Genomic DNA, 24,516 nt, shown 5'->3' with positions numbered 1-24,516 from the left:
TCTTCAACCAGCCGCCGAACTTCCTCAGCGCGACGGATTGGGTCGAGACTTGTTGGGCGGGTCCGCTCTAACCCAAGGGCGGGCTTGTCGGACGCTATGCCGCTCATTTTAGGTCGTCGCATTTTTTCCGGCCTTAGCCACCGCTTCGATCAGAACCGAGCACTTTTCATATTCCTTCGCATCGCCGGCAACAGTCCCGCGAAGCTCTCGGCATTCGCCGCCGTCGAAGAACCAGCTGGTGGAGCCAACAGCGACGATCACTTTGCATTTGGGGCACGGCACCTGCATCGGCGCAATATGCACTCAGAGTCGGTTCGTTTCCAGTCAGTAGCCCAGAGAGAAGCAGGTCAGGAGATCTGTCCAAAGGGGAGGCATGGTAGGCCTGAGGCCCCAGGCTATCTTCCTAAGGTGCTTAGTGCGCATACACACCAGGGGGCGAAGCTGTGGTCCAACCGTTCGTGCCTGCCGCCCGGCCAGAAGAAAGCCCGCCAACCGCAGCGCGGTACTCGGCAGCACTTAAACCACCCTTCCAAAATCGTTGCCTTGCTTGGCAACCTCCTCAAGCTTCCTCGGCGGAAGCAGTCAGCTTCCTTTCAAGATAATGGATGTGGGGTGCGGGCATAATGGTGCGGTTGCTTGACCGTCAGTCCGCTCGATACTGAAACCAACGCCTAGCCCACTAAATTGGTGAATATGGTGGTCTTTGTGCGTGATTAGAACGCCCGGCCGCAACTGACGCCCGACGCATGCTTTCTGTTTTGCCATTGCGCAACAATTTGGATCCGGATCAGCAGATAACGGTTGGGTGAATGAAGCCATAAACTCCTCGCTCGAAACAGTCCTGATACGACTGGAGCTGGAGTTTACCTCTCTACATTGAAGGGGATTTCAAATGATAGCGCTCAAATTAGTTGCAATCGTGCTTGGTGCAGGCGTTTTCTTCTCTTTGTGGTCCGGCGATCTCGGATCCGACGTCGTCCTCGCCATCATGGCTTGCCTGTCCTAGCGACATATCCGTCACCCTCGCGGCCGGTGCGCTCACATTAAGTGAGAGGCACCGGGCCTGCCGATCTACGGCTTTCCCCCTGAGGTTCGGCTGCGTAAGCACGAAACAGCCTTAGCAACAACCGTCGGACTAGCGCGCTCGCCAATCCGATACGCGAGCGATGTCACTCCCGGCTGGCTCCCAACCAGAGCGCCTGAGGGCAAGATTGGCGGACGTCTTCGCTGCTCAGTCAACGAACTTCACGCCGATCCGGCTGCCGCTCGACCATACCAAGCAACAGTTCTTGATGGCGCGGTTGTTCTCGATCATCAACTTGAATTGCGGTCTTGCAGATCGCGGGTCTGCCAGCTCAATCGCAGCTCCTTCTTCCGAGATGTTGAGCACGCGGCAACGGACACTAGATCCATCGCCGAATATGTAGGCGATCTCATCGATCTCCGCGCGGTCGTGTTTTCGACGCTCGTCCACTGATCAGATCTTTCGATGGTCGTGTAGAAAGGAGATGCCAATCTCCTCGCCATTGACCCATGCCAGCTCGCAGCGCCGATAGGCAACTCCTCTGGTTGACAGCACCAAGAAGAATTCCTTCAGGGCTAGTCCGTCGAGACTTTCGATATGGAGCTTCGCACCTGCCTGGGAAACGTCAGTCATTTTACAAGGCCGGCTCCAGGTCCCGTCGATAGCAAGGATGTGAACATCGATGGGTCGCGAGAACACAACCCGCGATGATTGACGATTTTCCCTGTCAGGGCTAGATGACATCTTAATATCGAATGCCGCTTCATTCGCTCTGTTCCGCCACTTGTTGGATCAGTTGAAACTGTCGAGTGACCTGCAGCGCTATATTGGATCGCTCCCTGCGGAGCGCGGCCTCTTGTTCAGAAACGTCGTGCCCGTCTCTTTCGAGAACTTGGATCAGGATCTGCTTGTCTTCAACCGCCCGATGGCGCGCGGCAATCTCCTGCGTCAAACTGGCCAACTCCAAGTCAATTTCCGAGGGCATCGCAATCTCCTTGCCAAGCAACATTCGCTTAAAAATCGGAAATTATCTGTTATTTACTGCAAAACTCTTACCTCGCGCGTTTGGTGACCTGCTGGTCAAGAGCTGATGCGGTAAGGCGCGCTCCACGCCATCGCGCTGCCGGGCTGGCGCCAACCATTGGCCACGCTGCAGGACGCCCAACCGGGGCGATTATAATAATTCAAATAATTTAAACTAATGCATCGAGCTTACGCCCCAGGGTCCAATTTTCGCCAAGCTCGAATGGCTTTCTGGCGCAGGGGCAGGACCAACTCCGTAGGAGTCCTGCATATGTTAAGACCAGTTTTTGTCGCGTTTGTATTGGTCATTATCGGGGCCACCGCTACAGAAGCGCGCCGCATAAATTATAATGAAGCGCCTGAGTGCAACGTCACGATGCCCTGCGACTTTTCGTTCTCGCAACCAAATCTATTCAGCAATTCACGACGATCGCAGGCGCTTCAGGCGGCGCGCGCTCGGAGGTCGTACGCTGAAGCCTCGGCAGACAGAGGACAAGTCGTTGGTAGCCGGCCGGCAGGCTGCCCTCACGCTTTCTGCGGATGCGGTGCATCCATCAAGGTATTTGGTCGCATCGTACTGGACTTAAATCTCGCATCCAATTGGCTACGATTTCCTCGCGTAACGCCGGCTCCGGGAATGGTTGCCGCGCGGCATGGTCACGTGTTTGTCCTAGAGCAGCATGTTGGCGGCGACGTACGGATGGCATACGATCCCAACTCGGGAGGAGGCGCCACGAGAATCCACGCGCGTTCTCTACGAGGTTATACGGTCGTCAATCCTCGCGCCTGAGGCGATCGCTCGGCCGGTGGGTCGTTGGAAAACGGCCTCCGGCTGAGCGGCGACAGCATCTATCAGCAGGCTCACCTTCCGCTCGTGCGCGTGACCAACCGCGGACTGATGGGTGGGCTACTCTTTGCTCATCGTGCAGTTAAACTGTTGGGCGAGGTTCATTTTATTGTCCGCGAAGCACCGTGGAAACTTCTTCTGGGAAACTAGGCAAAGCAGTTTGATTAGGCCGCAAATCCGTGCTGGAATCGGATCCGCTCAGTACAACCCTCGGCAAGCAGGGGGTACTAGACGGGGGGAAGATTGATGGCTAGGCACTTCGGTTTAAATTCTACATCAGCGGCACGGTCAGCGTTCGCGGGGACCTCGAGCACTTCGCTGGACCGGGCTGTGTCGGCATCGGCATCGAAGAGTCATTTTCCGGACAATTCGCCAATGATAAGGCGCTCTTCCCCGCTCTCCGAATTGCTGTACTCGCCGGCGAGCTGGCGGGGCTCCCGTGTTCGACGATCCATCTCAGCAGATTAGAGGTCTCCAGCACCGGCCCGGCACCACGATAAGCCCGAAACGCAGGCTGCTGCGTGGGCTGGCACCTGCGCTCAGACCCAACCTCTTCAGCTGACAGGAAGAGGTCGCTGGCCTGGACAGAACAGCACCGGCCGCGATCGTCGTGACATTCGCATTCTGTGGCTCATCGGCAGTCCAAGCCGGAGGCATCTTCGCGGAGCTATCCCGATCCCGAAGCAAGGGAGCCGCTTAGCGCTTGCATTTGAACGGATACTTCTAGGTATCGCAATCGGCAGCCAACCTGAGCTTTCTCAGGAGCGGCGCAAACCCATCGGTCGAACATTCTTTTGCTACGCTCGCGAGACGTTTTTCGGCGGGCCGCCTGGCGGATTTTTTTGCGCTGCTTGCAAGCTTTTTGGCTTCCGGCTGCGAAGCGTAGCGATCGTGCCAGTGACGAGGAACGAAATCAGGCGATGGTTTTGGTCGGATTATAGGGGAAGCCGGTCGGGGCTCTTGCTGCACCGCCACGAAGCTCACCTCGGTTATTTGCTTGGGCAGCGCGACAGCACTCTCCACAAGAGTTGGCAACCTGTCAGATTTATTAGTGGTTACAGTCGAAATAGGTCCAACAAACGCAAGCAGCGCATCCGACTGAGGGGGTGCATCCGACCTACGGCCCCCAATAACAATCGAACAGATTGCAACTGAGCCAAGTATCCCGAGTACAATAGTTTTTGGCATTTGCCAGTCCCCGCATTGGCAACGTTAACAACTTGCCACGAATTGGGTCTGGAATGAGGCCAAATTGCTCATTTTGGTTAATTTAAGAACAGAGCATTGAATCGTATGAATGCGGCCGGCGGGATCCGCAAGCAAGTGGCAGCGCCAGCCCCAAGTCCGAATTGACGGCGGCTCAAGGGCAAGCCAGCGTAGGACTGTGCCGCTGGTGTTTGAAGAGAGTAGGGCGCTTACTCGCGTTGGAATGTGCGCCGGATATTGCATTACCTCTTCCAAGCCGCTGTCTCTTCAGTCGGCGCCCACCAAACGCAGGCCTGGTGTAAGGCCGCTGGCATGTTGGTCCGATGCAGTGCAGACCTGCGCAGCTAGCCTTTCAACGGCCCGCCCGTAGACGCTGCAGCCGTGGCGCGAGAGGCTGTCCTGGCCGCGCGTGATCACCATCAGGATTGTGGTCCATTCCTCGCCGGTCAGCGTCACCCCGACGGCCCTCAGTGGGAAACTGTTCATTTCTCACTCTCCTTTAGTCCTTGCCGAGAACCGAATATCGAACTGCTCGGCACAATGAGCAAGCTTGATGCTGCTCCCGCGCGAACTGGCCAGAGGCGAACTAGGCTTTCATAGCGCGGCAGACTTGCTCCCGGCGCTCAACGCGCTTGCAGACATACTCATAGTGCAACGCGCTTTCATCCACGAATGCAAGTCTCCGGTGAGGACGAAATGGCATCGCGTCGTTGGACATCCAATCCTCGCCTCTGGAAACAGGCACAGCGGAAGCGAAGTGCCTCCCGCTCGAGAGCCGAGTGGCAGCCCATTTTGCGCGGCGCCCGCACCTGCATTGCGCTTGGCCTGCGCGTTCGGGAAGCTACCCGGTGCCTGGAGTTTTGTCTCAGCAGTGCTTGTCGTTGCGCCAGCAGCGCTCTTGCCAGTAGATGACTGATTGATGCCGCCTGTGGTCGTGGTCTGGCCGGTCCGGCGTTTGTGGAGGATAAGTGCCAGCTCCAGTCTATCCGGTCGCGCTCTAGGCTCCCCCGTTGGAGGCTCCGGAATTGGCTGGAGAACCACCACCGCCTGCGCCGCCGGCACCGCTTCCACCTCCGCCTTGAGCGAATGCGGTTGCCGAAAGAGCCATCCAGGCGACCGAAACAACTATCGGTGTCCGACCATGCTCTATCCTTCCAATTTGGACAGGCAATCATCGGAAGGCAGGGGAGTTCTAATGAGATGCCCTGGGCCGCAAGGATTTGCCCACACGTGGCAAGCAGCGCAGTAGCGTGACCTAGCGCCCGTTCTACTTCGGCAAAGCTAACCGAAAGAAATCAATCACAGCTAGTGTATGAGGCGCCGCCGGACTGGCGCAATCGCACGGGCATAAGGGACCAGCTCGTGTGAGAAGCGGTTTTTTGATCGCTCGAACCTTCGCCGTGAGAACACAGCACGGTGCCGGAGTGAGACAAAGCTGGCCCGCGTCTGCGGAGTTCTCCCCACCAAAACAGGTTGCTGAGACTTTGAGATCCGCCGAGCGTAGTCCGTTTCGCACGAATTGTCGTCCGGCTGCGCGTGGATTGCTTTTGGTGCCGACCGCGAAGGGTAAGGTTAATTGTTCCTTTCGATTGTAGGTAACAATTTAACTATTAAGGTCGTTGGGGTGGAAGCTGAACAAGGGGCTGAAATGGTGTTTGCATATTGCCTTATCGGAGCGAGGATTTCGGTCCTTTTGGCCGGCATAATTGCTGTCGGCCTCCAAAGAAATCCATTTCATCCAATCGCGCTGCCGTAGTGCGACACAATGGGCGCTGACGTTCTCGCCGGAGCCGTTGGATCAACTGTCCAAGCCGCGGCGCCCTTAATGGTAGTGACGAAGGAATTTGATGATGGCTAATTGGGAAGCCGAGCTGGAAGCGATGCTGGCGCAAACCAACGAAATTGCGCGGAGGGGTGCTGCGTCAATTGTACCAGGCAAGCAACTTACATCGCCCGTTGCCGCTGTGCCTTTGCAAGGGAATATTGAAGCGGTATCGCCAACAGAACGGAAGTCTACGGAGCGCGAGGAGATCGAAAAGCGCATTGAGAGCTTCCGCGCTCATCAGCGCCGCTTTGCTCGTGAGCGAGAAGACTACGCGGCGGAAACCATCGCCCGGATGCGGACGCTCGATCCGAAGATAAACAAGTAGGAATTCGAACCGGATGATAGGGGAGAAAAGTGCAAGTAGATGGACGTCGCCTGCTATGGCAGGGATGTTTCTGTCGTTGCTGGGCTTGCTCACAGGACTTGGGGAGCAGCACTAACATTTTAGACTTGCGGCCCATCTCGAAGGCCTCATGAACGGAATATTTTTGTGGGCGCTCGAAGGATGTTGGACGCAAGTTCGGCTATCAGCCGGGTTTGAGCGCGTGACCTTCGCTGCGCTGGTGTCATAGCCGTTTGATATCGAACGGAGCGAACCCCGTCCAGGGAGTGCCGCCATCCCCGATCAGACGGGGCGCTCGCGACCACCCCAAAGCACTAGGCAAGCAGTCGTCAACTTCAGAAGGCCGACAGACACAAACCCGGAAGTTGCCAGCAACTCTTGCCAAGCCGGCGCGCTGGGGGCTGCCGCGGTGATCGGCGAAAGCGCAGCGGTGCCCAAGACAGCTGCCAGGGCCGTTGTCGCCCAGTTGCCGTCCCGTAAGTTACTGATTGTGGCGGCCTGGATCGCGCTGGTCGCCATTGTCTTTGCGACCTTGTTGCCTGTCAGCCTCCGACCAGACACCGGCTATGTGAGGCCGGAATGCTTCGTGGCCTACGGCTTGCTGGGGGCACTCTTCGTAATCACTTATCCTTAGCACTTAGCACTTCGCGCGTGTCATGATCTTCATCCTCGGGGGTCGCCGTTTCACTCGAGTTTTTGCAACACTAACCCCCGATAGGCATCAGCACCTTAGAAAAGATCGGTGGCGGAACAGTAGGCTGCAGCCTCGCTCGGCTTGCTCAGTTGTCTTACGGCCGCCGCCTGAGAGATTGATACTGACAGCTCACTTAGTCAGGCCAACCCGCAGTTGACGTTGCCGCCACCCAGTATGCGGAGATAGTGAGCTTCACCGCGGCGGATGTCGCTTCAATCCCATCGTCCGGCCGGAGTGGCCCTAGAAGCCATCGAGCGAGGGACGAACTGAAGGAACTCCCGCCATTGATCGACCGTTATCGGGCAAACCACTGGAGATTGTTCCCATGGTACGGCAATCCTTTGTTGCAGCAGTCGCGTGCGTTGCTCTGGCTTCAACCGCTCTCGCTCAAGGTGGAGGAGGTGGAGGTGGGGGCGCCGGAGGCGGATCGTCCGCAGCTGGAGGCGCCTCCTCCAGCTCGGGAGCATCATCCTCGGGGCCGTCCGGCACGGGTAGCCTATCTCCTGCAGGCGGCCGGTCAGGCGCACCCGTCGCAACTTCCAACAATCCGACCTTTTCCGGTCAAGGGGTGACCACGCCTCTGACCGCCGGTGCCGCTCGCTCCGGTGCAACCACGACCAATCCAGCAGCGGTCGGGACAGCAGGCGCCCAGTCCAACAATACCCTCAGAGGCGCGGGCACCGCCCCAAACGGAGTTCCCATTGGCAGTCCCGGCTCAGGGAAAGGCTCCCCAGAAAATCCCTGGTAGATTGAAGCCCGCTCTCTCGCGGGCTTCTTGCTGATTGCGGCTTCGGCATCGTTGGCGAGAGTGGACGGTAACCTTGCCGCGTTACCTTGATTTTAGCGGATGCTTGCACGGGGCACGGCCACCTAACAGGATTGGAACGCGCCAGTCGTCTGACCGCGTGAGGCCAGAATTTTCAGGATTGGCGAGGGCCGCCAGTGGATATTGGCTGGAAAGCTGGCGGCCCACCTTTTCCTGTGAAACTACGCCGCGTCGGTGCCGTTGCGCGAGCCTGGCCTCGCTGCCTGCGAACGTAACGAAACCGAAGCGAATTCGCGAACTAAAAAGCTTGTATCGTCCCGGCGAATTATTCCGGAACTTGCCTGTCAAGGGTACGCGCTGGCATCACGCTTGCTCAGTCAACATCAAGTGTCAGTCTCAATGTTGAGGCTGTCTCAGGTTGAGGCGAAAACGATGCAAGACATGTCCCATTCCGGCATCACCGGAGAAGTGCAGCTCAGCGCGCTTATCGCCGATCTTTGGTGGCGCATCGATCTCATGAATTCCGACATTCTCGAAGAAGAAGCAAAAGCTAGGGTATTTGACGTGCGCCAGCCGACCTATCCTTTGCTTGCGCTAAACCTCCGATCCCGCCGCGACAACCTTATTTTGACGATCAACGCTCTTGAACATCGCGCAAGGACAGCGCGAGCTGCGTGAGCGAGCCGACGGCAATCTTCGTTAACCCGGTGCCAATGCCGAACGGGCCTGCTTTTGATCATGCGTGCAATTCAACTCGGGCGAGGTTCAATCCAAGGTTTGCAAGATGCTGCTAAAGCTTCTGGGGAACCCAGCAAAGCTGATTGTTTGGGCTGCAAATCCTTGCTCGGATTAAATAACGGGACGACGCTCGGTAAGCAGCCGGTAGCTGATAGGAAGAAGATCGATCGCTAGGCACTTCGATTTGGAGGCTACGTTTAGCAGCACGCTTAGCCCTCACAGCAGGTGGAGCACTTTGAACCTCCTCCGAATGAGTGGACCTGTAGTAGGCTCATGGAGCCCGGAGGTGTCGAATGGAACGTCAACGTCGGTCGTTTACTGAGGAGTACAAGCGCCAGGCCGTCGAACGGGTAGTGTCGAGCGGTCGCTCGATCTCGTCGGTAGCCAAGGAACTCAGTCTGCGCGACTCGGTGCTGCGACGCTGGGTCGATAAGCTCCGGCAGGAGCCGGCATCGGCGGCGTGGCGCCCCCCCACGCAGGCGACGCCGATGTCGGCGGACCAGGCTTCGGAGCTCGCCCGCCTGCGCCAGGAGAACGAACGGCTGCGCAGGGAGCGCGACATTTTAAAAAACTGTCCAGGGCCGTTGCGCGCCTGTGCGGGGTAGAAACAGCACTGTGTTATCCTCTGCGGCTGGGAGGGTAGCGGCCGTCAGCTTATTGGAGGCACTGTCCCCGTTAAAAAACGTGGTCCATGGGTGCATGCGGACTTGAGAGTGGTGACGCCGCTTCGGCTGCGATCCCGAATAGGAAGATGACGATTGGCATAACCCAGACCCTTCCGCTCATGAGTGAATGGAGGATTTGCGATGCCCCAGAGGACGACCGGTGACCGGCCGGAATTGAAGCCAGTCAACGTCAGCGCGGCCGCCATCGACATCGGATCAAAGATGCACATGGCTGCGGTGAACCCGGACTGCACTGACATTCCCGTGCGCGCGTTCGGCACATTTACACAAGATCTCCATGATCTGGCGGATTGGTTTAGCGCATGCGGCGTGACCAGTGTCGCGATGGAATCCACCGGGGTCTATTGGATCCCAGCCTATGAAATCCTGGAGCAGCGTGGATTTGAGGTTATTCTGGTCAACGCCCGGTACGCCAAGAACGTGCCCGGACGCAAGACCGACGTCAGCGATGCCGCGTGGTTACGCCAGCTTCATTCCTATGGACTGCTACGAGGCAGCTTCCGACCCGATGCCGAGATCGCAACACTGCGGGCCTATTTGCGGCAGCGCGAGCGGCTTGTGGAATATGCCGCCGCCCATATCCAGCATATGCAAAAGGCCTTGATGGAGATGAACCTGCAGCTCCATCATGTCGTCTCGGACATCACGGGCGCCACTGGCATGCGGATTATCCGGGCCATTGTTGCAGGCGAGCGCAATCCTGATGTTTTGGCAACCTATCGGGACGTGCGATGCCATTCATCCACCGAGACCATTCGCGCGGCACTGGTAGGGAACGACCGGCACGAACATCTCTTCGCCCTGAGCCAATCGCTAGAACTCTACGACGTCTACCAGGCGAAGATGCTGGACTGTGACCGCAAGCTCGAAGTCCTGATCGCCGCGCTAGGAAATAAAGGGGCAAAGCCGGTCGGGACGCTATCCAAGCCGCGCATCAAGACCAAACAGATCAACACGCCCACCTTTGACGACAGGACCGCGCTGTACGGCGTGCTCGGCGTCGATCTGACTGAGATCCATGGACTGGGTCCGTCGCTCGCATTGAAGCTTATCGGCGAGTGCGGCACGGATTTGAGGGCATGGCCGAGCGCCAAGCACTTCACGTCCTGGCTCTGCCTTGCACCCGGCAACAAAATCTCCGGCGGCAAAGTGCTTTCTTCGCGCACCCGGAGATCTTCCAGCCGGGCTGCCGCACTGTTGCGGTTGGCGGCCACCACGGTGGGGCGAAGCGATACGGCGCTCGGAGCATTCTATCGTCGCCTGTCCCTACGTGCGGGTAAGTCAAAGGCGGTGACAGCGACCGCCCGCAAGATTGCGGTTCTATTTTACAATACCCTCCGGCACGGCATGAGCTATAGGGATCCAGGTGCCGACCAATATGAGCAACAATATCGCAGCCGCGTTCTCGCCAACCTTCAGCGCCGGGCCAAATCTCTGGGCTTCGTGTTGCAGGCCATTCCGACGGACACCATCGCGATCTTTGCCGGAACCCGGACATGAGTTTTCGCTTCATCGAGGATCACCGCGAGACCTATCCGGTACGCTTGATGTGTGCCGTGCTCGAGGTCTCGCCGGCCGGCTATTACGCATGGCGCGATCGCCCGGTGAGCGCGCGTGCGGGCTCCAATTCCACGCTCCTTGCCGAGATTCGTCAGGTCCATCACGACAGCGGTCAGCGCTATGGCAGCCCGCGGGTCCATGCCGCTTTGCGGACCCAGGGCCGTGGCGCCAGCCGCGGCCGGATCGAACGGCTGATGCGTCGATATGGCATTCGAGCGATCATGGCGCGGCCCCGTCGGGTTCGCACCACCGACAGTCGTCACGATCTGCCGATCGCGCCGAACCTGATCGCGCGTGACTTTACCGCCGCAGCGCCAAACCGGGTCTGGCTCGCCGATATCACCTACATCCCGACCGCGGAGGGCTGGTTGTACCTGGCGGCCGTCATGGACCTGTTCAGCCGAAAGATCGTCGGCTGGCGATGCGGGATCATATGCAGATCGAACTCGCATCCACCGCGCTGACGATGGCCATCCAGCAGCAGCGGCCGCAGGCCGGATTGATCCATCATTCCGATCGCGGCGTGCAATATGCCTCACGCGCCTATCGCAAGGTCCTCACCGGCGCCGGCATCGTCGCATCGATGAGCCGCAAGGCCGATTGCTACGACAACGCCCCGATGGAGAGCTTCTTCCATACCTTGAAAACTGAGCTGGTCCATCATCGCGATTACAAGACCGGCGCCGAGGCCCAGCGCGATATCTTCGCCTTCATCGAGGGCTTCTACAACCGAACCAGGCTCCACTCCGCCCTCGGATATATTGCCCCGATCGAGATGGAGCTAAAAGCCGTTTAAACCCGTCCACTTTTTCGGGGGAAGATCAGTGCTGAGCGAGCGTCTCTGTTAGGGCTGGCTCGAATGCTATCGGCTTTCGGACTAGGGTGATTGAAGCCAGAAAGGCTCACAATGCCGAAAGAAGAGAAGCCGTGAAGCAGAGCCGTTAGTAATTTTCTGCTCGCGCGACTAAGTAAAAGACGCAAGGCTGCAACACGGGCTTGCGTCGAACCGGGCTTCGGAGGGTCAACGCAACGGCAAGAGCTACGTTGAAGCTGATCCATCCCGCCAAAATCGAAAAGATCGACATGGGTCACCTAGCTGCGATGAGGCGAAAGGGCGTGCGCGCGTTCCCGCAACTTGGAGCGGTAGTAAATCTTAGCGATTTATATCGCGGGCTGCATTCCCGGATTATTACGGGCGACTGTCAAAACCCGACAAGCCTCGCTCGGGTCTGTCTGGTAGAGAGGGGAGCACGTTGCCATTTTTAGATGGTAAAGTTTGGATTATTGCCGGTATCTCAAGGTTGTAACAAAGATGTCCTATGTCGTCATGCCGCCAAATGGGAACCTTTTAAACCAACGATCTTGCAGAGACGCGCCAATCATCCGCTTGGCCCGCTACAAGATACATCGGTTGAAGCCGCTCGGGCAGGCAGCCCTGTTCCGCGCCTCTCTAGTCGTCCCACGGAGAGGACGTTGGCAACTTCGCGCTCCGACCTGCCGAGATGCGCCTCGGACGCGTCCCAGCTTGCAGAGGAATGATGGGCGGCTCCGATCTTCATCACAAGCCCGCAAACGAAACGGAGGCTCTCCCACCAAAAACCCTCCGCTAAAGTGGCTGTTCCTCGCTGTTAGCCCTACCTGGACGTCTTGGTTTTGCTTCGCGCGCTGCGAGGGCGCCGGTGGGCTCTGCTGGCTTGCAAAGGCTTCATAGCCGCCTTCCTCTTCGAAATCGTCGGCGCCCCGGCGTCTTCGCGTCGTTCTAGCAAGCCGATAGAGCGCCTGCACGCCGGCGCCCACGCCGATGACCTCCCGCTCTGTTGGATCATTCATGGTTTTGTAATACTTTCGCCGCTCTCTTTGTCCGATGCTCGGCTTTATTGCGCTTTGAGCGAGGCGAACACATGCTTAAAGACGGCGAATATATCGCATGGTTTCAGACCGAGCGCGGTTCGGGCACCGGCCGTGTTCATCTGAGGAACGGCGTTATCACAGGTGGCGAAACAGTCATGAGTTACGGCGGAACGTATCAGATCGCCGGAACACGATTTGCGGCAACGCTGACGACGTGCCGACACGCTGATGGACAGCAAAACGTTTTCGGTGCTGACGAAGTCGAAATCAAGCTGACTGGCACGGCCGCTTCGAACTACGCTTCGTGCTCTGGCGAGGTTGGGGGGGCTGTTTTTTCAGGCAACCCTGATGCCCGTCCAAGAGGAGAAAAAGCGACCGGACTGGAAGATCAACCCAACACACTTCCATCCCGAACGGCTACCTAAACCCAACGTTCGCTAGGCCGACGGTCTGGCGCACGGCTTTGACACAAGGCGAAGCTTCGCTGGTAAAGTCGGCAGATCAATAGACAATGCCGTGGGATTTCGTGTGCAGTTCTGCGAATTAGAACAAGAGATAATTAGTCGAAGTAAGAGTATTACATAAAAAACCTGAACCAAATGAGTTGCACATGACTGAATGGGGATCGCTCGAACCGATCCTTGAAAGGTGCGCCGTTATCATCGCGCCGCTGAGGCTACTCCCGAGGAGATATTTAATCGGCGCCATCGTCAATTCCTGGATCACCTCCGGCATGCAAAATGGACGCACGCATCCAAGATGCCTGACCCACCACGAACAAAGAAAGCGCTTCTGCTAAACGGATGGATCGAGCGTCGTGAAACGCCTGATGGCACTGAGTACCGCATCACGCAAAGAGGTCTCAACGTAGTCCGCCCACCGAGGTGACCATTGCAGCAGCGGGGGCGAGCTTTGTGAGTGTTAAACGATCCATCTAGCGCCATGGTCCAATGCTCGTGCGAAGCTCAAGAACTTGACCAGCGTCGGGCGCCGCTGTGTTTACGCCGTCTTCCACACGGCGGTGAACTTGCGCGCTGGTGCCGGCGCTGGGTCGGCGCGGTCAAGTTTTCGTCAATCTCGGCAAGTGGCGCCTTGGCTTGCCGGCCTCTGGCTAGGTCGGCGAATTGTCCAAAGTGAACACTTGAGCGGCGGGGTCGGGGGAACAGGCCTTCGCGTGTCGCAAAGGCCGGTCAGACAAAGGCTTGGACTGATAAAGACGATGTCGCTAAAATGTTACTAGGGGGACCCCTGGGGAGCAGCGCTTAAATATGCTTTAGCCCTCGTGCCGCTTTCATTACTTTCACGGTTGCTTTTGAGATTTCCGTCGCTTTTGCCGCAGTCACGACATCCCGGTATTTCGCCGCAATGCAATCAAAGTCTCCAAGGCTGGTAGCTTTGGCCCCAGCAAGCACTGGTTAAGCGCGGTCACGAGCAAATGATCCGCGCGGTTGCCGTCGTCACGCTTGCTACAACATGGCTGGTCGCTTGCTCGCGTGAGGAAGACGTCACCAACTCAACAAATGCATGCGCCGCAAAAATGTACTCGTCTTTCGATCCAAAAAATTTTGATCAATGCGTCAACGCGTGCATCAGATGCGACAAGGGCGTGATGACGACGTGCTCAACGTCATGTCGACTGAGGGGCGCTCGCTGATCTTGCGCCGCTCTCTGGTGCTTTGATCCTACCGGCGGGCCATAGTGCCGCTCGAAGGAGCGGCCGGTAACCTCGCCTCGTTACGTTAATTGCACCAAGCGCTTGCGGGGTCGGGTGACTGCGAAGCAGTATCATTTCGCCAGTCGTCTGACCACGCAAGGCCAGAATTTTCGATTGGCACGGGCCGCCAGTGGATACTGGCTGGAAAGCTGGCGGCCCACCTTCCGCGAGGGGTGGCGCCGGCTGCGACGGCGTGCGTTCACAGGTGTGAACCCGTCCCGCTCCAGGGCTTCAGGAGCGTATTGCATCGATCGTGTGGGCAATCAGAATTGCGACACTGACACCGATGAGAATGACTAACATTCAAATGAACACGTTCGTCTCTCCCGGCCTGGAGTGAACGAGCTCAAGCGTGCACAGTCAAAGAACAACGGGCGTCAATCTTACCTCGACAATCAGCTGAGGACTTGCAGCAACGGTTGCGCCCGCTATCGGCCCTACCGCGGCTTCGTGCGTCCTTACGCCTTCACTCGCCGTGTGGCGTCCAACTGCTTCCCAAGGGACTTCCTGTCGGTTGCAGTGCTTTGCAAACGTTGATAACAGGTGGCGGCCGTGCACTTCGCTTGGGGTAGGTTGAGGACGCTCAGGACACGGCCGCCCGGTCACGGGGCGGCCGTGACCACTTTCAGCATAGCATGCGTTGCTTAAATTTGTGTCGGTGAGGGGAACTGTAAGGTTCACCACGCGAGCGTTATTGTTCGCTTATGGCAATTTGAATATTAAACCGCATATTTTATCCCCGTTATTATCTAATCTAACCTGCAGGCGCTTCGGCGACACTGCCCTCAGTGATGAAGCGGCGGTTTAAACGCGGCCTCGCCTCCGCGAAGAAGCCATATCCTCTGCTGGCGAAGTCGCCCTGAAACAAATCGGACCGAACCTAAGCCACGTCTCAAGTGAGAGGATGCGATCATGTTAGTGCTGATGAACCTGATCTGGCGACGCCTTGCCTACACCATGCTGACCGGCATGAGGTTGACGCTGGTCCGGAAGTGAACCGCGAGGTCGAGAACAGCCCAGAGCGGAGCGCTAAGCTCCGCGTCCCGAAGCCGTTGTGACGCGAAACACGGGATTTCGCAAATGCGTCAAGCATCCGGTTCGCCGGCGGACGCGCAAGCCACATCAGGGTATCCCTGTACGGCAACTACGCTGTAACACTAACAGCAAGCCTCGCGGACCGTAAACTTGGCGCCTACAAAGGCATCGCGGCGCCAGACCATTTTGCAGAGCGTCATCGCAGGCACTCCGTCAATCAGCAGCTCAAACTCTTTCGGTATGACCCTTAGTCTTGGAGAAAGATGGCGACGCCTCCCGACGACACGTCACGAACATGGCACGAACGAAATCGGGTGCGGCGAAGGTCACAAATCGCGGGCTTGTGGGGCCACTTCGGCTCAAGGAACCATCGGCTCCGAAGAAGCTGGTCCATGTTAAGGCTTATGATGGCGCGGCGGGTCCCGATGCGCCCGATCCACTGCTTGTTGCCATCGGTCGGGTAGCGTCGTACACGGCTGTATCGTGGGTCAAACAACCGCCGACTGATTTCAGCCCAACGATCATCTGTTGTAGTGCGAACTTTCGACAAGTCGTTCTTCGCCGGGTCTTCATAGTAATGCGGTCGCGGATTTGGGTTCCGCTGAAAAAGATCAGTCGTTGTTTAATGATTTAATCTTGGACAGCTCTAGTTTAAATTCGTAGAGTTTAGATATTTCCTTCCCTTGGCGGGTGGCGTGGAGCAAGATACAAATGAAAAAGCTGACCTTGTCCTTACCCTCTGCGGCCGTTTTGACTTTTATTCTGATGACGGGTTCGCCGACAGCGAGCGCCTGCAATGGCAACGGGAATTGCTCCAACGCGCCCGGCCAAATCCGGGGAGCGCCCGGACCGATTGCAGGCGCCGGCCTTCCTCTTCTCGCGATAGGATATGGCGTGTATTGGCTGGTGAGACGCCGTCGAGCTCGATAGTTGCGATTGCTCGCCATTGTGCTGATCGCGAGCGAATCGAAGCGACCAGACGGGAGCGGTGGCCTACGAGCACGCGAAGCGGCCCCGCTAACAGATCTTCGCCATTTTGGGTAAGCGCCGCGCTGTCCAGCTGGTAGGAGCGGCGGCGATGCTGGTTATGAGAGCGCAATCGATGGGTGATCGCCATTCGAGGCTGCAAACTTCTTCCAGCTTGCACTCGTCGGCAATGACGCCGTTGTCCGCCGGCCAGTTAATCGTCGTGCAGGCCGACGCTGGCCCGCGACTAGCCGGTAAACGTGGCGTGGTTCTTGGGACAGGTGCAACGCGCACACGGGTCAGGGTTCTTCTCGACGGCTCAAAGGGCCCCATCACGTTGCATGAGCGGTTTCTGGGGAAACGTTGAGGTGCCAACAACAGCTTGGCTGCTGGATACGAAGCCAAGCTGCATAACCTAGGCCAAAGTTTATCTCCTATAAGAAGGCACTTGAAAAGGGTGTACTGTCGAGAGCTGCGGTTGGTTGCAATACCGAGGCAAACGGCGCCGCCTAATGGAAGTAGGGGAATAAACGGCTCGGTGAACGAAACCAATCGCCCCGTCCCCTTGAAGCTGCCTGGAAACGATCATGGCTCATCCTCGCCCTCACTGGACGAGAGGGTCTTCATATAATTGCACTCAAAGCATTTGTGCTCGCCCAAGGTACGGAGATTTGTTTTGGAATTGTTCGTGTGACTTCGGCTGCGGCTTAGCTTTGGCAATTTGTTGCCAGCCTCACATAATCATTCCGCTGCTTCGCCCGGCCTTTCCGGCCTATTCAGCCTTCGGCAGACGATGCGGGATCGGCAATTCCCCGCGCCGGATCGCTTCGAACTTGATGTTGCAAACCGCCCTTCAAACGGGTCCAAAATCTAACGGGAAGCGGCCCTGGGGGTTTGCGCGGCCTTGCTCAGGAAGCGGAAGTCGCCTACCTCGGTAGTTTTAGCGGGCCTCCCTATGTGCACGAAGGCCGCAAAATTTAAGCTCCTGTAATGGAACAGCATTTTGTTTGCACAATGGGCTGGCTTTGCACCTAGACCCCTTTCACCCGGATTTTTTGACAATGCGCGGGCCGCAGTCTGCCCCAGACTGCGTCTTGTTCAACTGTTGACCTGCCCTGCCGATTTCCTCCAGTTGAAGTTAGAGTCCGGCCTTCTGAAGGACGGACAGATGAAGCGAGCCAGGTTTACGGAAGAGCAGATTATTGGCGTGCTGCGTGAGCATGAGGCAGGTGCGAAGGCTGCCGATTTGGCGCGGAAGCATGGCGTCTCTGAAGCGACGCTGTACAATTGGAAGGCGAAGTTCGGCGGTCTGGACGTCTCCGATGCCAAGCGGTTGCGGCAACTCGAGGACGGAGAACGCCAAGCTGAAGAAGCTGCTGGCCGAGCAGATGCTGGATGCTGCAGCGCTACGCGAGCTTTTGTCAAAAAAATGGTAGGGCCCGTCGCCAAGCGCGAAGCCGTCGCGCACCTGCAGGCCGTCATGGGTCTGTCGGAGGCGGCGGGCCTGCGGCATCGTCGGCGCTGACCGCAAGATGGTTCGCTACCGATCGTGCCGACCGCCGGACACCGAACTACGCGGCCACTTGCGCGAGCTTGCTAATGCCCGTCGGCGGTTCGGCTACCGCCGGCTGTTCGTGCTGCTTCGCCAGCAGGGCGAGCCGTCCGGGCGGAACCGGATCTACCGTCTGTATCGAGAGGAAGGCCTCAGCGTGCGCAAGCGCCGAGCCCGCCGCCGCGCCGTGGGCACCCGAGCGCCGATACTGCTCGAGGCTCGGCCGAACGCCCGGTGGTCGCTGGATTTGTCCACGACCAGTTCGCCAGCGGCCGTCGCTTCCGGGTCCTGAATATCGTCGATACGTGACCCGGGAATGTCTGGCGACCATCCCCGACACCTCGATCCCGGGGCGGCGGGTGGCACGCGAACTGACGGCGCTGATCAATCAGCGCGGCAAGCCGGGCATGATCGTCTCCGACAACGGCACCGAGTTCACCTGCAATGCCATGCTGGCCTGGTCGAAGGAGAACAACATCGACTGGCACTTCATTGCGCCGGGCAAGCCGATGCAGAACGGCTTCTGTGAAAGCTTCAACGGCCGGATGCGGGACGAGCTTCTCAACGAAACCTTGTTCTTCGGCCTCGATCACGCCCGCGCCAAGATTGCGGATTGGGTCGGCGACTACAACGGCCAACGCCCGCATTCCTCGCTCGGCTATCTGGCCCCTGCGGCCTATGCCGCCTACCTCACCGCAACGTGCGATCGGCTGCGCAACCCCGACCAGCTCCGCCGATCGCACGTTGCTAACACCGCGCCAAACGGCGTAACATCCGCCGAGACTCTAACCGCTACTGCGTGAAACTTCAGGGGCAGGTCACTCCAATTTTCCGGAGGCTTGATGACAAACGAACATTGCCTGACTGTGCGTGCTGCTGGAGCATCGCCAAAGATACGAGAACCGTCTGGTGGACCGATCGAGCGGAAGGTCGGAACCAAATTTTGCTTCGAAGAAGCTAAGGCAAAACAGGCTTTCGCCATCGCTTGCGACAGCTTGGACATCGCGTGCCAAGACGGCTAGAGCAAGAGCGTTTATGTTGAGCTGCTGCCGGTTTGATCTGGCGGGCTTCGCACTACCAGTCCGATGTAGGTTGCCTTCAAGGCGGGTTCCTGTCGTCGAAAAGTTATGGCAGGCAGGCGGCGGTCGCCAGTGCCACGTCGTAGCCGAAGTCGCCCGAACAATTCCAAAATGCGATCCCGGCACCAAGGGCGAGTACAAACGCTTTGAGTGTAATCATCTGAATTCCCCTCTCTTCGAATGACGGTAGGACGAGCGCGAGGAGTTTTGCACATCAGTGATCGGCCGAATTCGCCTGGACCACTATCGAGCCCTTGGGACCTCATTGACCTTGAAGGGTAAATCAGCTCTTTGCCGAGAGGACATGACCAGGGTACGCATCCAAGATCCGTAGCCCGCGAGCTTGTTGTCGTTCCGACCCGCCCTGCGGTTATCGCGGTCGGCTAAGCTCTGCCAGACCTACCTCAGTCATGCGATATTCGAGGCCAGCCTTGGTGGAGCGCTGTTCGAACCAATTATTTCGGAGGAGGACAGCCGTCACTTTGGCACGTTCGGCAGCTTCGAACCGAGCACCCAATCGCGATCGCGAGAAGGCCAAGATGTTTCCGGTGATGCTGAGTGAAGATTGTGCTTTGCGCGACGGCGGACGTCTTGCAGTATGGCTTCAAGCCAGCGGTCTGTTTCCATCATGACCATCCTTTCGCATCGCACTATTGAAGAGCAGTTACGCGTCCGGGAAAACACGGCAAGTCTTTTTAAATGATTTGAAGACATTCTTTCGCGGCATGGATCACGAAGAGGTATCGGCTTGGTTTGCACCGGCTCTGAGGCGAAGCTATGCGCGTCTAGCGGCGTGGATGGTGCGCGGTAATCGTGAGCCTGAGCGTAGCCGCATACCAGAGCCGCCGCGGGTCGAACGGCCGGCCCGAACTCCTGATGCACCGCGGCGGCCTGCACCGCCGCGCGCCTAAGTCTGCGAACGCTGTAACCGATCATGACGAACAATCGAACTTTGACGCGTCCATGGCTGCCAGACGAGGAAGCCAAACTGCTTCTCCTCTTTAGCGGTGGCGCGTCGGCTGGGGAGGTCGGCGAACAGCTGGGCCGCACGCGGCAGGCGGTTTACGCTCGCTTGCAGCGCTTTCAAAAACAGCGGGGCCGAACAAACAAAACGAGTGGGAAATCTTTCGCACAATTGGTGAAGTGATGTCTTTGCCGATGCTCCATGTGCGACTGAATACGCCATCTCCTTTAAGATGAGCCTGTTTAGGTTGGGCGAAGGGGTCGGCAGAAGAAAGGGCCGCCCCGCCGGGCGGCCGGTTCGACCAGTGTATCTCACGCAAGTCAAACGATTACGTAAATCCAGTCCCGGCTAAAAGTAGCTTGGGGCCCAAACCTCTGCGCCAGTGAGCCGAGTAGCCCGCCGTTATGTTTGAGCAATCTTTCGTTGTGGCCCGAATCTGTTGTTCCGCTGCGGACCTTCGCTGCTGTGGCAGCGGCGCCCTGAGCTGCGTCTGCCGGCCACTCAGCACTGCTGTCCCCGCCTAGCCCTGATGACCAGTGGAAAGATCGTAAATTCATTTGCTTATTTATCTCAAGTTACAGTTATTTTGTTTCGGCGTATATCAACGGCGTTGGCAATCCGTTATGAGGAACTTGGGCTAGGGTAAATATTGGATTTCCGAGGTTATCGCGATGGCTGCAAAAACGAGTGAGGAATTTAATTTCGCGTACGAGTTGGTAAAGACGGGCGGAACATTTAAACTCGTCGATGCTGATTCCTCGTCACCTGGCGTCAACCCGGTCGCGGTCGGGGTCAAGGCGGTAGACCAGTCCGGAAATGATCCGCTCGATCACGGCGACAAGGTCAAAATCGGCGACGTCGCAAGCGGCTCGCTGAGCAACGGCAACAAATATACCTTCATCGCGACTGCGGATCTCGCTGGCCATAACGGCATCATTATCCAGGACAACCACGGTAACTATTTCTTCCTGACGGATACCGCGTATTCCGGCAATTTGAACGGCCAACACGGCAGGCTGACGAATGTCGACACAACTGCCGAGGTCACATTCTGCTTCTACAGCGGTACGCTGATCCGGACGCCCCACGGTGATGTGGCTGTAGAAGCACTCAAGCGTGGCGACCTCGTGCTGACTCATGATGGACGCACAGTCCCAGTCGATTGGGTCGGCATTCAGACGGTATCGACCGTCTTTGCCGATAAAATGCGGTCGCTGCCGATCCGCGTTCGGGCAGGAGCTTTGGCCGACAATGTGCCGTCCCGAGACTTATTGGTCTCTCCCGATCACGCGCTGTTGGTGGACGGCACGCTCATCCAAGCTGGCGCGCTTGTGAATGGCGCTTCGATCGCGCGAGAGACCGCGGTCCCATCGACGTTCGTCTATTATCACGTCGAGGTGGAAGATCATTCGTTGATCATTGCAGAAAATACCCCAGCGGAGACGTTCATCGACAACGTTGATCGTCTTGGCTTCGACAATTGGGCCGAGCATGTAGCGCTCTATCCAAACGGCAAGCCGGTGAACGAGTTGCCGTACCCTCGCGCAAAATCGCACCGTCAGGTACCAGTCAGTATTCGCATTGCGCTGGGTGCAAGAGCTCAAACCGATATGCCGCAGGACGCGCAATCTGTTGCGTAGTGCGGCAGGTCACAAAGAGGCGGCTTTAAGTCGCCTCTTTTTTTGCCTCTTTGTGATAGCAGTGTTCAGAATTTGGGATCGTCCGGCCCGGCACGTCAACACACATTTGGTTCCAACTCGCCGAGCCATTGGTCGGTGTTGTTATCGGCGGTGGCGTATTGCCCTCAGGCCCGAACGAAAACGGCCAGAGCCGGTAGTCTTGTGTGGGGACGTCGCATGATGAAAACGCAGAAGCGATCATGTTCTCTTAGTTGGGCGCGGAGGTGAGCAATGCTCCCCGCCCCATGTGTAAGATTATCACGGCCGGGGCATCGGGGTGCACCTGCACATCGACGCCTACTATGTCACATCTTTCATGTGAACCTTTGCTATAGTCCGTCGGACCCAATTGAAGCGTCCGTTTCAGCTGTCGATCTGGCGTTAGGTGATTTGATTTTTGAAAAGTCCCATTATTTGAGGGGGCGTATCATGAGTGAGCGCGGTCAGCGCGATCGTATCGTTCTTCTGAGGCAACTCGTTGGGGCTCTCAACTCACAATTTGCCGAACTGCAAGAGCTTCGAGCCCGAGTTTTAAGGGCAGAGCAGGGTGCAGTGCGTAGGTCCTCCCGAGACAGAGCCAGTGGTATAATCGTATCATCTCGTGCGAAGTCATCGTCGGTAATCGAAGTCGCTGGTGTCAGAGCTATTTGCGCCTGACGTGCGCCTTCCCGAATGGAGGAAGTCGTCAGCAGAGCAATTTACTGAGGCAGCGATGCCGCCGATTTTAAACGGCGCGCGTCAGTTGAAGTTGCGCCTTCAATCGTCACGAGGCGGACTAATAGATCACCGTCCCTGACTGTCTTGACTTATTCGTTGTTCCGTCTTTTAAATCTGACAGATTTAGTTTTTTAATTAACGCCGCTCCAGCAGTTGAGCGGTCCTAATTTCCAGCTGGATCTCGAAGGGCGACTTGAGCAGCTTTGCGGATTCGCTCTCGTTCGCTCGGTCGCGCACTTCCTGTAAGTGATAAATGCTGCACAGACGCGCTACAAGAATGTGGCGATTGGAATGCCGGTTGCGCGCCTGCACGAAGTTGGTGGCGGATCTCGAATAGATCCAAGGGATGGATGTTCCAGGTTGCACCGTGCGAGTGGATCCCGGGGTGTATCCGCCTGGACGAAGCACTGATCCACTGGCCTGGTTCTCCCCCCACGCAGAATCTGCGCGCTAGTGAAACGCTGGGATCATCGCCGCAGGCCGAACGATCGCCGGGGTCCAAACAATTAACATTAGAACAAAACCTCTTTTCAGACAATTGAGCAGATGCTAGTAAGATCAAATTGATTTTTACAGATTTCTGTTGGGGGGCGATTTGAATACCCCATTGCAACCGATGTTCGACGCCGGGGCCGAGTTAGTCTGGGGGTCCATAAGTTCATCCGCTCACGGCTCAGCCGATACGGTAACCATTTCCGACGCGCATCTCCTGTTCTCTGGCGCGTACGCACGGTCGGGGCGAGATCTAGTTATTTCGGATTCTGACCACCGCCTCACAATCCAAGGTTACTTTCACGGCGAAAAACGTCCTTCGCTGGTCTCAAGAGACGGCGCGCTAGTCGATGCGAGAGTTGTCGAAGCGCTAACTGGTTATCAAACCCTCGCTCAAGCCGCGGGAAATGCGGCGTCGGCTGTCAAGGTGATCGGCCATGTTGCAACAGTAACGGGAAGCGCCAGCATCGTTCGCAATGGCGTTACTATCGAGGCAAATAATGGGGACGTCGTCTATCAAAACGACGTTGTGCAGACAGGAAGTGGCTCGACAATTGGTCTGGTTCTGATCGACGGCTCAACATTCAACTTGAGTGCTAACGCACGGTTCATGTTGAACGACTTGGGATATGACGGTCAGAATAATGCGAATGGCACCTTGGTCAGTCTGACCAATGGCTCGAACCATTCTCTGTTCACACTTATGCAAGGTGCGGTCAGTTTCGTCGCTGGTCAGGTTGCCAAGACGGGTGACATGCAGGTTGCGACCCCGAGTGCCGTTATCGGAATCCGCGGCACGGCAGTCCTTCTCAACGTCGATTCAGTGGACGGCCAGGTCTCAATCTCTGTTGCGGATCAGCACGATGGTCAGATCCATTCGGTACAGGTCTTCAAATGCGTTCCGGGGAGTGTACTTCAAGGCGCCTGTGTTGCGGGAGATTCAATCGGGATCGTTACCAGCGACGGCCCTTCGCTAAGCATAACGCCGACCGCCAATCTCGAAGTTGTCACCCAAGTTATCAGCAAAAGCCAGAGCCAGGTTGCGCAGGAGTTCATCGCGTTTCAGCAGGTGTTGACGACCTACGACATTGGAAAGCAGCTGGCTCCGAATACTCCGCCGCCCAGCGACGGCAAGCGAGGCGACGTCGACACTAAGTCTCTACAAAAGTTCGCTGGCAGTCCCCCACCGTCACCCACCGAGGCCTCGACTACCGTTATTGTAGACGACGTGAAGGGACAGGTTAGTGGCGGATCGATCACTCCACCCACGGTAACGCTCGCTCTGATTACCGGAAGTTCTTCGTCGGCAACGAAGCCACTTGTCCCCGCATTGGACACCACGCAAGCTGCCGTTGTGGCGCCATTCGGAGCTGTGATTATCAGCAACACAGGCGGCCCAATCAACCACGGTAGTCAGACGATCAGTGGAACCGCCGGTGCCGCCTTTGTTGGAACGACGGTGACGCTGTATGATACCTATGACGGTGTCACCACTCAGATTGCTTCAGTTACCGTTGGCTCTGGCGGCGCTTGGAGTACGGCCGTCACACTGGCAGGTGATGGTACGCACAGTATCGTCGCCCGTTTCCCCGACGCCAGTAACAATCCGAGTGTGCCCGTTGTTTTTACGTTGGACACCACGGCCCCAACGGTTGCGATCACCAGCACGGGCGGTGCGACCAACCAGGCAAGCCAGACCATCACCGGCACGGTCGACGTGGCCGATGCCGGCGCGACCGTCACCATCCTTGATGG

Annotated in this window: 13 protein-coding genes and 2 pseudogenes; 9 read left to right on the top strand and 6 right to left on the bottom strand. The window is 57.4% G+C overall.

Annotation, left to right across the window (positions count from 1 at the left end):
- Nucleotides 1-108 precede the first annotated feature (108 nt).
- The 5 genes from AC0L20_RS36245 to AC0L20_RS36225 form a co-directional block, all read right to left on the bottom strand.
- Nucleotides 109-303: a hypothetical protein gene (locus AC0L20_RS36245; RefSeq protein WP_473295156.1), complete on the bottom strand. Its 195-nt coding sequence runs from the start codon at nucleotides 301-303 to the stop codon at nucleotides 109-111.
- A gap of 928 nt (nucleotides 304-1,231) precedes the next feature.
- On the bottom strand, nucleotides 1,232-1,474 hold the full coding sequence (locus tag AC0L20_RS36240) for a PilZ domain-containing protein (RefSeq protein ID WP_473295155.1): 243 nt from the start codon (nucleotides 1,472-1,474) through the stop codon (nucleotides 1,232-1,234).
- Nucleotides 1,475-1,477: 3 nt separating this feature from the next.
- On the bottom strand, nucleotides 1,478-1,768 hold the full coding sequence (locus AC0L20_RS36235; RefSeq protein WP_456765756.1) for a PilZ domain-containing protein: 291 nt from the start codon (nucleotides 1,766-1,768) through the stop codon (nucleotides 1,478-1,480).
- 19 nt (nucleotides 1,769-1,787) lie between these two features.
- Nucleotides 1,788-2,009, bottom strand: a complete 222-nt coding sequence (locus AC0L20_RS36230) for a hypothetical protein (RefSeq protein WP_473295154.1) — start codon at nucleotides 2,007-2,009, stop codon at nucleotides 1,788-1,790.
- A 2,358-nt stretch (nucleotides 2,010-4,367) separates the two neighbouring features.
- Nucleotides 4,368-4,586, bottom strand: a complete 219-nt coding sequence (locus tag AC0L20_RS36225; RefSeq protein ID WP_473295153.1) for a hypothetical protein — start codon at nucleotides 4,584-4,586, stop codon at nucleotides 4,368-4,370.
- Between the two features lie 1,364 nt (nucleotides 4,587-5,950).
- Between AC0L20_RS36225 and AC0L20_RS36220 the strand changes: the two genes are divergently transcribed.
- The 6 genes and pseudogenes from AC0L20_RS36220 (at nucleotide 5,951) to AC0L20_RS36195 (ending at nucleotide 12,988) form a co-directional block, all read left to right on the top strand.
- Nucleotides 5,951-6,250 carry a hypothetical protein gene (locus tag AC0L20_RS36220; protein WP_473295152.1) on the top strand — a complete coding sequence of 100 codons (300 nt, stop codon included), beginning with the start codon at nucleotides 5,951-5,953 and terminating at the stop codon, nucleotides 6,248-6,250.
- Between the two features lie 1,910 nt (nucleotides 6,251-8,160).
- On the top strand, nucleotides 8,161-8,406 hold the full coding sequence (locus AC0L20_RS36215; RefSeq protein ID WP_007606727.1) for a hypothetical protein: 246 nt from the start codon (nucleotides 8,161-8,163) through the stop codon (nucleotides 8,404-8,406).
- A 353-nt stretch (nucleotides 8,407-8,759) separates the two neighbouring features.
- Nucleotides 8,760-9,071 carry a transposase gene (locus AC0L20_RS36210; protein WP_473295151.1) on the top strand — a complete coding sequence of 104 codons (312 nt, stop codon included), beginning with the start codon at nucleotides 8,760-8,762 and terminating at the stop codon, nucleotides 9,069-9,071.
- Nucleotides 9,072-9,272: 201 nt separating this feature from the next.
- A complete protein-coding gene (locus tag AC0L20_RS36205) occupies nucleotides 9,273-10,652 on the top strand; it encodes an IS110 family RNA-guided transposase (protein WP_473295150.1) in 1,380 nt (459 codons plus the stop codon).
- Nucleotides 10,622-11,508 (top strand): annotated as a pseudogene (locus tag AC0L20_RS36200) (IS3 family transposase); the annotation flags it as partial. The gene AC0L20_RS36205 and the pseudogene AC0L20_RS36200, both read left to right, overlap by 31 nt.
- 1,105 nt (nucleotides 11,509-12,613) lie before the next feature.
- Nucleotides 12,614-12,988 carry a hypothetical protein gene (locus AC0L20_RS36195; protein ID WP_473295149.1) on the top strand — a complete coding sequence of 125 codons (375 nt, stop codon included), beginning with the start codon at nucleotides 12,614-12,616 and terminating at the stop codon, nucleotides 12,986-12,988.
- 2,935 nt (nucleotides 12,989-15,923) lie between these two features.
- Here AC0L20_RS36195 and AC0L20_RS36190 read toward each other — a convergent pair.
- Nucleotides 15,924-16,259, bottom strand: a complete 336-nt coding sequence (locus AC0L20_RS36190; protein WP_456765742.1) for a hypothetical protein — start codon at nucleotides 16,257-16,259, stop codon at nucleotides 15,924-15,926.
- A gap of 1,187 nt (nucleotides 16,260-17,446) precedes the next feature.
- Between AC0L20_RS36190 and AC0L20_RS36185 the strand changes: the two are divergent.
- From AC0L20_RS36185 to AC0L20_RS36175, 3 genes and pseudogenes are all read left to right on the top strand, one after another.
- Nucleotides 17,447-18,633 (top strand): annotated as a pseudogene (locus AC0L20_RS36185) (IS3 family transposase).
- Nucleotides 18,634-20,544: 1,911 nt separating this feature from the next.
- Nucleotides 20,545-21,513: a Hint domain-containing protein gene (locus AC0L20_RS36180; RefSeq protein WP_456765741.1), complete on the top strand. Its 969-nt coding sequence runs from the start codon at nucleotides 20,545-20,547 to the stop codon at nucleotides 21,511-21,513.
- A 1,351-nt stretch (nucleotides 21,514-22,864) separates the two neighbouring features.
- A partial coding sequence (locus AC0L20_RS36175; RefSeq protein ID WP_473295148.1) for a FecR domain-containing protein occupies nucleotides 22,865-24,516 on the top strand: 1,652 nt, incomplete at its 3' end.

Source organism: Bradyrhizobium sp. Kon58, assembly GCF_055807455.1.
The sequence above is the reverse complement of the archived record's forward strand: the minus strand, read 5'-3'. Positions and strand labels throughout refer to the sequence as shown.

Coding starts and splice junctions, on each gene's coding strand:
- AC0L20_RS36235 (WP_456765756.1), bottom strand. CDS start 1,768: ATGTCATCTAGCCCTGACAGGGAAAATCGTCAATCATCGCGGGTTGTG.
- AC0L20_RS36230 (WP_473295154.1), bottom strand. CDS start 2,009: ATGCCCTCGGAAATTGACTTGGAGTTGGCCAGTTTGACGCAGGAGATT.
- AC0L20_RS36225 (WP_473295153.1), bottom strand. CDS start 4,586: ATGAACAGTTTCCCACTGAGGGCCGTCGGGGTGACGCTGACCGGCGAG.
- AC0L20_RS36220 (WP_473295152.1), top strand. CDS start 5,951: ATGGCTAATTGGGAAGCCGAGCTGGAAGCGATGCTGGCGCAAACCAAC.
- AC0L20_RS36215 (WP_007606727.1), top strand. CDS start 8,161: ATGCAAGACATGTCCCATTCCGGCATCACCGGAGAAGTGCAGCTCAGC.
- AC0L20_RS36210 (WP_473295151.1), top strand. CDS start 8,760: ATGGAACGTCAACGTCGGTCGTTTACTGAGGAGTACAAGCGCCAGGCC.
- AC0L20_RS36205 (WP_473295150.1), top strand. CDS start 9,273: ATGCCCCAGAGGACGACCGGTGACCGGCCGGAATTGAAGCCAGTCAAC.
- AC0L20_RS36195 (WP_473295149.1), top strand. CDS start 12,614: ATGCTTAAAGACGGCGAATATATCGCATGGTTTCAGACCGAGCGCGGT.
- AC0L20_RS36190 (WP_456765742.1), bottom strand. CDS start 16,259: ATGGCGAGCAATCGCAACTATCGAGCTCGACGGCGTCTCACCAGCCAA.
- AC0L20_RS36180 (WP_456765741.1), top strand. CDS start 20,545: ATGGCTGCAAAAACGAGTGAGGAATTTAATTTCGCGTACGAGTTGGTA.